Origin of the sequence: Xanthomarina maritima, from assembly GCF_008084905.1 — a bacterium.
Lineage (GTDB): Bacteria > Bacteroidota > Bacteroidia > Flavobacteriales > Flavobacteriaceae > Xanthomarina > Xanthomarina maritima.
Window position 1 is genome coordinate 273,316 of sequence record NZ_VSFC01000062.1, and the last position, 12,772, is coordinate 286,087.

A 12,772-nucleotide genomic window follows, 5' to 3' on the forward strand; every position below is an offset into this window, starting at 1 on the left:
TTTTGCTATTAATTGTTATAAATCTGATTCTAAATCTAATTCTTCATCAGTTGGTTTACCATGTTTTATAAAGTCCATGATATACATAATAATTCCAACTGTAAATAGAGTTGCACATAAAATTAATACTACAAAGTGAATGCTTATTTCTGCTTGAACTTCCATGAAATCCATTTTGAATTTACGCTCTAAATATACTTGAGCCACACCAGCTACACCAAAGGCGACTGTCATTCCTATCATACCAACATTTGCCATCCAGAAGGCTGCACGACCTACACTGCTATCATACAATTTTCTACCAGTCATATTTGGCAACGCATAACTTATAATTGCAAGAACAATCATAGCATAAGCTCCCCAAAACGCCAAGTGACCATGCATAGCGGTTACTAAAGTTCCGTGTGTATATAAATTGGTTTGAGGTAATGTGTGAGCAAAACCTAATAATCCAGCTCCAACAAAGGATACAATGGCAGAACCTAAAGTCCAGAACAAAGCTATTTTATTAGGATGTTTCTTTTCACCTTTTCTATACATATTTACTGCAAATAGTGCCATAGCTAGGAATGCTAAAGGCTCAAGAGCAGAGAAAATACCACCAACTATTAACCAGATGTTATTTACACCAATGTAGTAGTAGTGGTGACCAGTACCTAAGATACCTGATAAGAAAGTTAATCCAACAATCACGTAAAGCCATTTTTCGATAACTTCTCTATCTACTCCAGTAAGTTTTATTAATAAGAAAGATAAGATACCTCCCATAATTAATTCCCAAACACCTTCAACCCATAAGTGAACAACCCACCATCTAAAGAAAGAATCTGTTACCTGACTGTCGAAAGGAAGCATTCCAGGAAGATAAAGTAAAGCAGCAAACAATAATCCCATAGTTAGAACCAAGGCAGTTGTTGTTTTACGTTTTCCTTTAAAAAGTGTTGCTAAAATGAGACCTAAAAACAACAGTACATTTACAACAACCAAGTAATCTAATTGTCTTGGGATTTCTAAAAATTTACGTCCTTCCCACCAGTTGAAATGGTAACCTATTACAGCAGCAACACCAACAACAGCAAGAGAAATTAGTTGAACATAAGCCCATTTAACACTTACTAATTCGCGTTGTGCTTCTTCAGGAATAATATAATAAGCGGCTCCCATAAAACCAGAAAGTAACCATACCACTAATAGGTTGGTGTGTACAGCTCTGGCTGTGTTGAAAGGAATAAATTCATGTAGTCCATCGAATCCAATACGAGCAAAACCCATAATAAATCCGTAGGTAATTTGTAAAACGAGTAGTAGCATTGAAAAGGCAAAAAACCAATAGGCTACTTTTTGTGATTTATATTTCATCTGTTAGTTAGTTTTTAGTTTGTCTTTCAATTTTGTCTTTAGCTAAAGGTGATACAACAGTATCAAATCCGTTAAGGTCAATACCACCAATCCAATCGAAGAAAGCGATTAAATCATCTGCTTCTTCTTTTGTAAATCCGTAAGCAACCATTTGTCTTCCGTTTGGATTCCAAGGAACAGGAGACATTAAAACAGCTTTAACATAACCTTCGCCTCGACGGTCTAGTACTTTGGTTAATTCTGGAGCATAGTAGGCTCCTTCACCTAAAATGGTATGGCATCCCATACAATTGTTTTCTTCCCATAAAACTTTTCCTCGAACAACTTGTTCTGTAATGCCTTCATGGTTGGTTTGATCTTGCCCTTTACTCAAAGAGAAAATGGTTAATCCTATAAAAATTAAGAATGTAACCACTGTACCTCCAAGGAAAAAAGCTCGTGCTTGTTTTTTTGATAACATGAGATTAAAAGTTAAGTTTGTTTAAAAGACCTTTTTATCTTTTATACAAAAATAGAGCGACAATTGCTCTTAAAACATGACTTAAATCATAAAATGGAAAAAACTAAGATTGAAAATATCCTAGTAAGAATGCAAGTGTATCTAATTTCAATTATAGCTTAATTAATACGTTCAAATTGTCTCCAGACCGAAGATGTCTATTAAAAAAAAGATTTAAAAGGTTCTTTTTAGTAGTTTATAAATAGGTGAATTAGATATAATTGTAGTTTATTTTTGAAGTAAATAGATATGTGTAATTTTTATTTTAGACGTTCAATTACGTTTTTAAGTTTACATTCAACATCTTTGGCCACTTCGCCCAATTTTTTGTTTTCTACGGCTCCCATAGAAGCAATAGGGTCGACAGCTGCTATTTCAACGCTGTTGTTTTTCAATTGTTTAACAATGACATTACAAGGTAAAAAGACACCTATATTGGGTTCAGTTTTTATTGCTTCGTAAGCATGTTTTGTGCTACAGGCTCCTAAAATAGTATATGGATCTAAATCAACATCTAATTTGTCTTAAAGAGTATTTTTTATATTTATTTCGGTTAATACACCAAAGCCTTCATCTTTTAAGGCTGCTTTTGTTTTATTTATAGCCTCTTCAAAAGTGATATTTTCTATAATGGCAGTAAAAAAATAAGTCATAATTACATTTTAATATATATCTTAAAAATACAAAAATTCTATCAAATGTAATTATGAGCTTGCAGGTAAAAAAGTTATAGAATTAAGAAAATTTTTAACTTTCTCGTTTTACTAATGCATAATAATCACCTTCAATAGGTAAGTAGCCTTGATCGTAAACAAAGTAATAAACGGTTCCTACTTTGGTTGTATATATACTAGTGAAATAATTAAAATCAAAACCTTTTTCTATAAGTTTGGCTCTAGATGTTTTAGTTTTTTGATCTGGATTGAGTTCTTCTAAAACTCTGTAATTTTTTCTTAATCGGTTGTTAGTATTTCTAATAAGGTTTTTAGAATCTTTATTTACACGATTATTAAAAGAGTTTCTACAGGCGTCACTGCAGAATTTTTTATCTATTCTACCTACAATTTTTTCACCACATTCTAGACATTGTTTTTTCATCTATTTAATTTTTGAGAAAAGTTTATTCAGAACTTTTCATTTTATACCAATGTAAATTTACTTGCTCTTGTTCAAAATAAAAATCTTCAACATAATGTAATCTAATTTTTAAAAGTGCATTATGAAATGCCTTATTTCCTAGCTCTGTTGTAGCAAATAATTCAGGAAGTTTCATAATATTTTGTTTAGCAATTCATATTGTATTCTGTATTAAAGCGTATTCCAGACCAGCCAACAAAATCTCCAGACGACTTTTCTATTACTGCAAACCTACCAATACCTCGTTCTTTATATTGATTAAAAACACTCTCTAGAATTCTTATAGATTCTTCTCTTGTTTTTACAGGTTTGTTTCCTAAATATTTATGGACATCTAAATCTGAGTCTAATTCAAACAAACCATCTAAGTCTAAAGACCTTAGTTCTCTGAGTATTATCCGATTAGTTTCAATATGGTATTGCATATAGCAATATACAAAATATTCGTTTACAAACGACTACAAGCATTTACAAACGAATTTAATTAGTTAACAACCGAATAATATTTCTAAGTGGTTGCATCTTTGCCTTGTTGAATTGACCGAACGATATTCAATAGTATTAACTGTTTAACATTAAAATTTAAAATTATGAACACGCTTAGAAACAAAGTACAGTTGATTGGAAGATTAGGGCAAGATCCTGAAATTATCAATTTTGAAGATGGTAACAAAATGGCTAAATTTTCGTTAGCCACAGACGATAGTTACAAAGACAAAAACGGACAAAAAGTGGAACGTGCTTATTGGCACAACATTATTGTTAAAGGTGGTTTGGTTAAGGTAGTAGAAGAGTATATAACCAAAGGGAAAGAAATTGCTGTTGAAGGTAAATTAACAAACCGTTCTTGGGAAGATAAAGAAGGTAAAAAACATTATACAACCGAAATATTGTGTAATGAATTATTAATGTTAAGTAAATAAAAATAAACTAGATTTAATTTTTAAGGCTCGCATTTGTGAGCCTTTTTTATTTATGTAATTTAAGTTGAATTCTCTTTCTTGGAATATCAACTTCAAGAACTTTTACAATAACTTGTTGATGTAAAGACACATGCTCATTCACATCACTTACAAAACTATCTGATAAATTTGAAATATGAATTAAACCACTTTCTTTAATTCCAATATCTACAAAAGCCCCAAAATTAGTTACATTATTTACAATTCCAGGTAATAATTGCCCTTCATGTAAATCGATAATCGATTTGATATTCTGATTAAAAGTAAAAACTTTAGCTTGCTCTCTAATATCTAAACCAGGTTTTTCTAATTCTTTTATAATGTCTTGAAGTGTTGGTAATCCAACAGTTTCTGAACAATATTTTTGTAAATTTATTTTTTGTAGTTCAGTTTTGTTTCCAATTAAATCGGAAACATTTTTGCCCAATTCTTTAGCCATTTTTTCTACAAGCACATAACTTTCTGGATGCACTGCAGAATCATCTAATGGATTTGTAGCTTCTTTTATTCTTAAAAAAGCAGCACCTTGTTCAAAGGTTTTTTCACCTAAACGAGGGACTTTTTTTATGTCATTTCTTGATTTAAAAACACCATGTTCTGCTCGATAATTAAAAATATTTTCCGCTAATTTTGGCCCAATTCCAGATACATAACTTAATAAACTTGAGCTTGCCGTATTGATATTTACACCAACGGCATTTACACAACTTGCTACAACGATATCTAATTCGCTTTTTAGTTTGGTTTGATCCACATCATGTTGGTATTGTCCAACACCAATAGATTTAGCATCAATCTTCACCAATTCAGCTAAAGGATCTTGTAATCGTCTTCCAATAGACACTGAACCTCTAACTGTCACATCATAATTAGGAAATTCATCACGAGCAATTTTTGATGCTGAATAGATACTCGCTCCAGCTTCACTAACTACAAATACTTGAATATCATTTTTAAAACGTATTTTTTTAATGAGTGCTTCTGTTTCACGAGATGCAGTTCCGTTTCCAATGGCAATGGCTTCAATTTGATAGGCTTCAGATAAAGTGCTTATTTTTTTCATGGCTCCAATAGCATCATTTTTTGGGGGATGGGGATAAATAGTTTCGTTGTGTTTTAAATTACCTTGTGCATCTAAACACACTATTTTACATCCTGTTCTAAATCCTGGATCGATGGCCAATACACGTTTTTCTCCTAAAGGCGAACCTAATAACAACTGCTTTAAATTTTTTGCAAATACAGTTATCGCAGATTCATCAGCTTTTGTTTTTGCGTTTTGAAGCGCTTCGTTACTTAACGATGGTAATAATAATCGTTTATAAGCATCTTGAATGGCCGTTTGAATTTGTTCGGAACAATCATTTTTATAGCGAATCATGCGATCTTCGATTTTTGCTAATACTTTATCATCATCAATTGAGATTTTAGTTTTAATAAAACCTTCAGTTTCGGCACGTAAAATAGCTAATAATCTATGTGAAGGAATGTGGCTTAACGATTCTTCCCATTCAAAATAATCTCTAAATTTTTGAGCATTTTCATCATCTATTTTAGCCTTTACAACTTTCGTAGAAATCAAGGCGAAGCGTTCTAACTGATAACGTATACGATTTCTAACATCTGTACGCTCGTTAATCCATTCAGCAATAATATGTCGAGCACCTTCTAATGCATCTTCAACAGCAACGACATTACCTTTTACGTATCTAAAAGCAATAGATTCAATATCATTTGCATTTTGAGACATGATGATTTTAGCTAATGGTTCAAGACCTAGTGATTTAGCTTTATCTGCTTTTGTTTTTCTGCTTTTTTTGTAGGGTAAGTATAAATCTTCAAGTGTGGTTAAATCTTCAGCACATTCAATTTTTTGTTTTAGTTCTGGATTTAATGCTTCTTGTTCCTCAATAGCTTTTAAAATAGCATTTTTTCTTTTTTCTAAATTTTCAAATTGATCTTTATATTTTACGATATCTCCAATTTGAACTTCATCTAAATTTCCTGTACGTTCTTTTCTGTAACGGGAAATAAATGGAATGGTACAATCTTCATTTAAAAGTTCAACGGTATTTTTTACTGAAGATTCTGGTAATTGCGTTTGAGAAATTATATATTTTAATAACTGCATTATTGTTTTTGAAAAAGGGTGTAAACATAAGGACGTTCACCTCCAAATGGATTAATAAATGTATGATTAAAGCTGTCAATAAGTTTAAAATTGCTGCCTAATTCTTGCTGTAACATATCTACATTGTAGCGTTTTAAATCTAACCCACAACATTTTGGCACTCCTTCTAAAGAAAAAACAGCAATAAGTACAAAACCATTTTTTGCTACAACTTTTTTGATGAGGTTAAAATATGCTTTTTGCTCGTCGTCTTTTAAAAAGAAATGAAGTACAGCTCTATCTATCCATAAATTTACAGAGTTAAGATATTGTAATTCTGATGGATTTATTAAATCGTCTACAATACAATTTAAGTTATAATTATGTGAATTCTGGATACGTTCTTTTAGCTTTTGTAGCGCTAAATCACTCAAATCGTTGGCAATAAGATTGGTATAGCCTTCGTCTAAAAGTGTTTCGATTAAAGTGGTAGTTCCCACACCTACATTTAGAATGGTTGCATCTTTTACTAAATTGGTTTTAGCAATTAGATTCATGGTTTGAGTTGGGCTTTCTTCAAACCAACCTAATTGATTATCTTCCTTTTCATAAGCTTTGTTCCAATGGATTTTTAAATTTTCAGAATCTATCATTAGTTAGGCTTTTTAAATAAAGAAAAACTCGTCTTCAAAGAAACATTGAAAACGAGTTTTAAACAAACTTTATCTTATAAAATTAATTACCAGCTTCCTTTTTAGCTTCGTCAATCATTTTTTCATTTGGTAAAATAGCAACATTAACCCTTCTGTTTTTAGCACGACCTTCTACTGTAGAATTATCATGCATTGGTTGCGTTTCCCCAAACCAATTGGTAGTAAAACGGCCAGAACTTAAACCTTTTTCAGTTAGATAATTGGTTACAGCATATGCTCTGTTCTTAGAAAGCGTCATGTTATAAGATTCTGCGCCAACACTGTCAGTATGACCAACAATCAAAATATTTGTATCTGGATATTCTTTAAACACATTTGACAATTTGTTTAAGGTTTCTTGTGATGCACTATTAATGTTGTACTTGTCTGTAGCAAAATACACACCACTATTTTCATCGAAAGTTACAACAATACCATCATCTACACGTTCTACTTGAGCTCCAGGAATTTCTTCCTCAATTTTTTGGGCTTGTTTGTCCATTTTGTTGCCAATAAGTACACCTGCTCCACCACCAACGACGCCACCAATAACAGCTCCTAATTCGCCATTACCACCTTTGCCAACATTATTACCAATAATGGCACCTAAAATAGCTCCACTTGTAGCACCAATAACAGCTCCCTTTTGTTTGTTATTTGCATTTTGGACAGACTTACAGTTTGTGAAGATTAATAATATTCCTACTAATGTGAAAAATTTAAATTTATTTATAGATAATTTCATAATATTAAAGTTTAGAAAAATTCATAGTAATGGTAAAAGGACTATTGTTAACAGCAACTGTTTGTTGCCATTGCATAGTTGTTTCAGACAAAGCTGTTAATTGTATTCGAAAGCCTTTATTGGTTACTGATTTGTGTTTTTCATTGGTAGGCTTCAAAAGAAAATCATATAAACCCGTTGTTTCATCAACCTCTTGAATGGTAAATATAAAATGGCGTTCACCTATAGAACAAGAAGTATCATTAATATTATAAAGACCTGTATTGTTATTTGGAATAAACCGCCAAGTGCTTCCTTCAAAGCAAACTTTAGAAGCATCATCAAAAAGAGTTACGTTATAAGTTCCTGTTTCACTATAACTAATAGAATTAAGTGTCCAGTCTCCTTTAATAACTTTTTTAGATGTTCTTACTGTTTTTGATGTACCACATGATATAAACAGAATAGTAACTAACAGTAAAAGTACTTTTTTCATAGTTGTAAAATTAGTTGTTGTAGGAATAGTCCTTATTTAATGTACGAATTTAAAACTATAAATAGATGTTAAAGAAGTATTAATGTTATTAGAATAAAATGAATTTAAATTTTAAAAAGGATGTATTGAATAATTATATTAATATAAAACTGTATTATTACAAGTAATTCCGATGGAATATTTATGAAATATGTAAACCATTATTTACATTAGCATCATCAGGATTCACAAATACCAATTTACCTTCTGGAGTTTCTGTCATTAAAATCATACCTTGACTTTCTACACCTCGTAAAGCTCTTGGAGCTAAATTAACTAAAACAGTTACTTTTTTACCAACTACCTCTTCAGGAGTAAAACTTTCAGCAATACCAGAAACTATGGTTCTAACATCAATTCCAGTATCCACTTTTAAGATAAGTAGTTTTTTAGCTTTTGGCATTTTTTCTGCCTCTAAAATGGTTCCAACTCTCATGTCTAGTTTTGTAAAATCATCAAACGTAATTTCTTCTTTTTGAGGCTCTATTGTTTTGTTGGCAGCTTCGTTTGCCTTTTTACTAGCTTCTAATTTATCAAGTTGTTTTTGAATAGTCTCATCTTCAATTTTTGAAAATAATAATTCAGCTTGTCCTATTTGATGCCCAGCTGGAAGTAAAAAGTCTTTTGAAGAAACTTCGTTCCATGTATTGTTTTCAAAATTTAAAATCCCTATTAATTTATCTGAAGTAAACGGTAAAAAAGGCTCGCTTAAAGTGGCTAATGCCGAAGCAATTTGAAGTGTTACAAACATAATGGTTTGAGTTCTGGCTTCATCTTCTTTAATGACTTTCCAAGGCTCTTCGTCTGCTAAATATTTGTTTCCTAGTCTAGCTAAATTCATTAATTCCTGACTGGCTTCACGGAACCTGTAACGTTCGATAGAACTTGAAATAACTGCTGGATATGCTTTTACTGCAGCAAGTGTTTCTTCGTCTATTTGAGAAAATTCAATTGGTTCAGGAACTTTTCCATTGTAGTATTTATTGGTTAAAACTACCACACGATTGATAAAGTTGCCAAAAATAGCAACCAATTCGTTATTATTTCTTGCTTGGAAATCTTTCCATGTAAAATCGTTATCTTTTGTTTCTGGAGCATTTGCTGTTAAAGCATAACGCAATACATCTTGTTGGTTTGGAAAATCTTCTAAATATTCAGGTAACCAAACAGCCCAGTTTTTAGAAGTTGAAAGCTTGTTTCCTTCTAAATTTAAAAACTCGTTCGCTGGAACATTATCTGGTAAAATATAAGAGCCTTCAGCTTTTAACATAGCTGGGAAAATAATGCAATGGAATACAATGTTGTCTTTCCCAATAAAGTGAACCAATTTGGTGTCTTCGTCTTTCCAGTAAGGTTCCCAATCTTTACCTTCACGTTCTGCCCATTCTTTAGTAGCAGAAATGTAACCAATTGGAGCATCAAACCATACATAAAGTACTTTACCATCTGCATCTGGAAGTGGCACTGGAATTCCCCAATCTAAATCTCTAGTTACTGCTCTTGGTCTTAAACCATCGTCAATCCATGATTTAACTTGTCCGTAAACATTTGGTTTCCAGTCTTTTTTATGTCCTTTTAAAATCCATTCTTTTAAGAAAGCCTCATGCTTGTCTAAAGGTAAAAACCAGTGTTTGGTTTGTTTTAAGGTTGGTACATTTCCAGTGATAGCAGATTTCGGATTGATTAAATCGGTTGCATTATGACTGGTTCCACATTTTTCACATTGATCACCATAACTTTCTTCGTTGCCACATTTTGGGCAAGTTCCAATAACAAATCGATCTGCTAAAAACTGATTGGCTTCTTCGTCGTATAATTGTTCGGTTACTTCTTCAATAAATTCTCCCTTATTGTATAGAGTTGTGAAAAATTCAGAAGCTGTTTCATGATGAATTTTAGCCGTAGTTCTAGAGTAATTATCTAAAGAAATTCCAAAATCTTCAAACGATTTTTTAATAATTGCATGATATTTATCAACAATATCTTGAGGTGAAACCCCTTCTTTTTTAGCCTTAATGGTAATTGGAACACCATGTTCGTCGCTTCCACAAATAAAGGCAACATCGTTTCCAGTTAAACGCAAATAGCGAGCGTAAATATCTGCTGGCACATAAACACCTGCCAGATGGCCTATATGGATTGGTCCATTAGTATAAGGTAAAGCAGCTGTTATGGTATATCTTTTTGACATTATTAGAACTTTTTAGAATCCACAAAAGTACACATTTTAAAAGGGATTTGTAAAAAAAATGTACATTTACCATATGACAAAAAACACTTTAATATTAAGTTTGTTCTGTTTGGTTTTTTTCTTCGAAAAAACAATACTTTCAGCACAAGAGGCACTAACATATAAAACACAAGTTTTGATACAACCACCATATTTAAAAGCTGGCGATACAGTAGCTATTGTTGCACCTTCAGGAATTTTAAAAAATAAAACTAGTGAAGTCCAACAAGCCGAAGATTTACTTAAAAGTTGGGGACTGAATGTAGTTGTAGGAAAACATGTGTTTAGTCAAGATAATCATTTTGCTGGAACAGATGCAGAGCGTTATGAAGACTTCCAGAAAGCCTTGGACGATCCTACAATTAGTGCAATTTGGTGTGCTAGAGGAGGATATGGAACAGTTAGGATATTGGATAAACTAAACTTTTCTAAGTTTAAGGAAAACCCAAAATGGTTGATAGGTTATAGCGATATTACAGCTTTACACAATCAGTTTCACAATGAAGGGTTTGAAACAATCCATGCACTTATGTGCACCAGTTTGACAGATAATTTAGAGGATATTTCTGAATCTGTTTCTACTTTTAAAATGGCCATTTTTGGAGATAACTTAATTTACACCCTTAAGGGATCTAAGGATAACAGAATTGGAACAGTTTCTGCGCCTTTAATAGGAGGAAATTTAACCATGTTGCATACCATGTTGGGTTCCAAAACAAGTATTGATACCAGTGGGAAAATATTGTTTATTGAAGAAATAGGGGAATATAAATACCATATTGACAGAATGCTTCAAAGTTTAAAACGTGCAGGTTATTTTGACAATTGTGCTGGTTTATTAGTCGGTGATATGAGTAAAATGCGAAAAAACACCACGCTTTGGGGAACTTCTGTTGAACAACTGATTTTAGATGCATTATCTGATTATAATTTTCCAATTGCCTTTAATATGCCAGCAGGACATGAAAAAGATAATCGTGCGATGATTTTAGGGAGAATGGTTAAAATGACTGTTACGAAAGACGAAACTATTGTTGTTTTTGAGAATTAATTTGATTCTCACAAACATCTATTCTAAGTGTTACCTCATCCAGTGTATTCCAAACATCATCCTCAAAAGGCTTTGGTGAAAATTTAAAATAGATGATTCTTTTCTTCTCTTGTGAACAATAATGAGTCTCTACAAGCACATTTAAGGTCAAAGGTTTTTTAGTGTAGCGTGTATCAAATGTTTTAACCTTACCAATATAATGTGAATTGTCTTTTTTAATAAACACAGTATTTGTTTTTCTCACATGTTTATCGTCTATTTTATAAAGATCAAGACCTAATAATCCATCAAAATAATATTGAATATTGGTTTCTAATTCATTTTCTGTTACTTCACCAATATCCTTAATTTTCCAAGCCCAAACGTACGACCAGAAGGTATGACTTTCTTCTTTTGACCAACCTTCTGGAAACCGTAAATCTTCAAAACCTTCATAGTTTATGTTTTGAGCAAAACCTATTGGAAATTCTATAATTTCTTTGATCCAGGTGCTGTCTGTTTCAAATATTTCAATTTGTTGTTTATCTTGACCAAAAGCAATTATAGAATAAAACATTATAAGCACTGTAATAGTAAGTTTCATAGTTTTTTAGTTTAAAAATATAATTCAACTTCAAATTCAATTGCATCAGAAATAGCGTAATCTTTTACACTAACTTTATCTTTAGATCCATATCTAATATTCCATTCAGTTCGATCAATTTTAAATTTCGCTATCATTTTGGTATTATCTATTAATTTAGCATCAAACATTATTGGTTTCGATATTCCTTTAATTGTAAGGTTAGCATCCATTCTTAAACTTCCATTGTCATAATAGCTTACTTTGGTTATGACTAAGCTAGATATTGGATGTTTTTTCACATCAAAAAAATCTTCATTTTTTAAGTGGTTTATTAAATCTTCACTGTAATTTCCATCTGTATTTACAATGGTATTCATGTCAACTGTAAAAGTTCCTCCTGTAATCTTATTATTTGATTTTGTTATTTTGCCTTCTTTAAACTGTGTTGTTCCATAGTGCTCGCCAAAGTTAAACAACATAGATCCTTTCCAGTTTATAGAGCTTTTTGAAGTGTTAATTGGCATTTCGGTTTGTGCGTTAATTGTAATTGAACATGCAAAAATGATAAATATGATAACTTTTCGTTTCATGATGATTTGTTTTTTTTGGTAAAACTAGATTGGTGATCGAAGAAAAATGTCAAAAAAAAGTAAAAGAAGTGTCAATAGTTGCAAAAAGTTGTGAAATTGTCTTTTTTTACATATGTTATGTGAAGGAAGAAGATGTATAGTGGTTTCATTATTATTGTGTTTAGCATGGATGTTTTCAGCTTCTGAAGAAGAGCATTAAATATTTCCTAAAACCTTAAAAATTGTGGTAATTTATTATCTTAATTAATACAAACAAAAATTGCAGGATGAGATTCCTGTTTTACTTATTGTTGAAAATATTATATTAAATTATTCGTG

15 protein-coding genes and 1 pseudogene are annotated in these 12,772 nt (G+C 31.6%); 2 read left to right on the plus strand and 14 right to left on the minus strand.

All coding sequences use genetic code 11. The features are described 5' to 3' along the window. Nucleotides 1–15: 15 nt before the first annotated feature. The 7 genes and pseudogenes from FVF61_RS13595 to FVF61_RS13615 all read right to left on the minus strand — a co-directional run bounded on the left by FVF61_RS13595 (nt 16) and on the right by FVF61_RS13615 (nt 3,420). On the minus strand, nt 16–1,359 hold the full coding sequence (locus FVF61_RS13595) for a cbb3-type cytochrome c oxidase subunit I (RefSeq protein ID WP_148457319.1): 1,344 nt from the start codon (nt 1,357–1,359) through the stop codon (nt 16–18). A gap of 7 nt (nt 1,360–1,366) precedes the next feature. Beyond that, the gene (locus tag FVF61_RS13600; RefSeq protein ID WP_148457321.1) at nt 1,367–1,819 is read right to left on the minus strand and encodes a c-type cytochrome; all 453 of its coding nucleotides are present in this window, start codon (nt 1,817–1,819) and stop codon (nt 1,367–1,369) included. 299 nt (nt 1,820–2,118) lie between these two features. Continuing rightward, nucleotides 2,119–2,367: pseudogene (locus FVF61_RS14440) on the minus strand (DUF302 domain-containing protein); the annotation flags it as partial. Nucleotides 2,368–2,382: 15 nt separating this feature from the next. Further along, a complete protein-coding gene (locus tag FVF61_RS14445; protein ID WP_317131669.1) occupies nt 2,383–2,511 on the minus strand; it encodes a hypothetical protein in 129 nt (42 codons plus the stop codon). A 94-nt stretch (nt 2,512–2,605) separates the two neighbouring features. Further along, the gene (locus FVF61_RS13610; protein WP_148457323.1) at nt 2,606–2,956 is read right to left on the minus strand and encodes a hypothetical protein; all 351 of its coding nucleotides are present in this window, start codon (nt 2,954–2,956) and stop codon (nt 2,606–2,608) included. Nucleotides 2,957–2,978: 22 nt separating this feature from the next. Then, nucleotides 2,979–3,131: a hypothetical protein gene (locus tag FVF61_RS14200; protein ID WP_158635218.1), complete on the minus strand. Its 153-nt coding sequence runs from the start codon at nt 3,129–3,131 to the stop codon at nt 2,979–2,981. Between the two features lie 10 nt (nt 3,132–3,141). Beyond that, nucleotides 3,142–3,420: a GNAT family N-acetyltransferase gene (locus tag FVF61_RS13615; protein ID WP_148457325.1), complete on the minus strand. Its 279-nt coding sequence runs from the start codon at nt 3,418–3,420 to the stop codon at nt 3,142–3,144. A gap of 165 nt (nt 3,421–3,585) precedes the next feature. Here FVF61_RS13615 and FVF61_RS13620 point away from each other — a divergent pair, with 165 nt between their 5' ends. Further along, complete coding sequence (locus FVF61_RS13620) at nt 3,586–3,918, plus strand: single-stranded DNA-binding protein (protein ID WP_148457327.1); 333 nt, start codon at nt 3,586–3,588, stop codon at nt 3,916–3,918. 46 nt (nt 3,919–3,964) lie between these two features. Here FVF61_RS13620 and FVF61_RS13625 read toward each other — a convergent pair whose 3' ends face one another. The 5 genes from FVF61_RS13625 to metG form a co-directional block, all read right to left on the minus strand. After that, nucleotides 3,965–6,088: a Tex family protein gene (locus FVF61_RS13625; RefSeq protein ID WP_148457329.1), complete on the minus strand. Its 2,124-nt coding sequence runs from the start codon at nt 6,086–6,088 to the stop codon at nt 3,965–3,967. Beyond that, nucleotides 6,088–6,720, minus strand: coding sequence for a class I SAM-dependent methyltransferase (locus FVF61_RS13630; RefSeq protein ID WP_148457331.1), 633 nt, complete (start codon nt 6,718–6,720; stop codon nt 6,088–6,090). Before FVF61_RS13630 ends, FVF61_RS13625 begins: the two co-directional genes overlap by 1 nt. Before the next feature lie 82 nt (nt 6,721–6,802). Next, nucleotides 6,803–7,504 carry an OmpA family protein gene (locus FVF61_RS13635; RefSeq protein ID WP_148457333.1) on the minus strand — a complete coding sequence of 234 codons (702 nt, stop codon included), beginning with the start codon at nt 7,502–7,504 and terminating at the stop codon, nt 6,803–6,805. 4 nt (nt 7,505–7,508) lie between these two features. Further along, nucleotides 7,509–7,979 carry a lipocalin family protein gene (locus tag FVF61_RS13640; RefSeq protein ID WP_148457335.1) on the minus strand — a complete coding sequence of 157 codons (471 nt, stop codon included), beginning with the start codon at nt 7,977–7,979 and terminating at the stop codon, nt 7,509–7,511. Nucleotides 7,980–8,160: 181 nt separating this feature from the next. Then, on the minus strand, nt 8,161–10,209 hold the full coding sequence (gene metG / locus FVF61_RS13645) for a methionine--tRNA ligase (protein WP_148457337.1): 2,049 nt from the start codon (nt 10,207–10,209) through the stop codon (nt 8,161–8,163). A 73-nt stretch (nt 10,210–10,282) separates the two neighbouring features. On the opposite strand from metG, the gene FVF61_RS13650 reads away from it, so the two are divergent. Beyond that, nucleotides 10,283–11,299 carry a S66 peptidase family protein gene (locus FVF61_RS13650; protein WP_148457339.1) on the plus strand — a complete coding sequence of 339 codons (1,017 nt, stop codon included), beginning with the start codon at nt 10,283–10,285 and terminating at the stop codon, nt 11,297–11,299. Here the strand turns inward: FVF61_RS13650 and FVF61_RS13655 are convergent. Both FVF61_RS13655 and FVF61_RS13660 read right to left on the minus strand, forming a co-directional pair. After that, nucleotides 11,277–11,882 carry a hypothetical protein gene (locus FVF61_RS13655; RefSeq protein WP_148457341.1) on the minus strand — a complete coding sequence of 202 codons (606 nt, stop codon included), beginning with the start codon at nt 11,880–11,882 and terminating at the stop codon, nt 11,277–11,279. The two genes, FVF61_RS13650 and FVF61_RS13655, sit on opposite strands and share 23 nt — an antisense overlap. Nucleotides 11,883–11,893: 11 nt before the next feature. Continuing rightward, nucleotides 11,894–12,454, minus strand: coding sequence for a YceI family protein (locus tag FVF61_RS13660; RefSeq protein ID WP_148457343.1), 561 nt, complete (start codon nt 12,452–12,454; stop codon nt 11,894–11,896). Between the last annotated feature and the right edge of the window lie 318 nt (nt 12,455–12,772).